Annotated in this window: 1 pseudogene; it reads right to left on the reverse strand. The window is 72.3% G+C overall.

Annotated features, from left to right (window positions below):
* A pseudogene (locus tag UK12_RS42330) lies at positions 1–332 on the reverse strand (potassium/proton antiporter); the annotation flags it as partial.

Raw genomic sequence — 332 nt, forward strand, 5'->3', positions numbered from 1 at the left:
CCAGCAGTCCGGTCAGCCGGGTGGGCAGCGGCACCATCCGCAGCACCGAGGAGACCGCCGCGGCATCGGGGGAGTAGGGGACCGCGCCGAGGAGGAGGTACACCCGCCAGTCGAATACGACCATCGCGTGGGCGCCCCCCGCGGCGACGAAGACCAGCACCGCTCCGACCACCAGTGCCGGGAAGATCGCCGAGCGCATAGCGTCCGCGGTGCCGAACAGGCCGAGCAGCACCAAAATGCAGGTCTCCCAGACCCAGGACAGGCCGCCCGCGGAGCGCCGGACGGCGGGGGCTTGGGGAAGCTCCGCGTTCACGGCGAGCTGCGAGGGCAAG

The sequence above is a fragment of the Saccharothrix sp. ST-888 genome (assembly GCF_000955975.1).
Lineage (GTDB): Bacteria > Actinomycetota > Actinomycetes > Streptomycetales > Streptomycetaceae > Kitasatospora.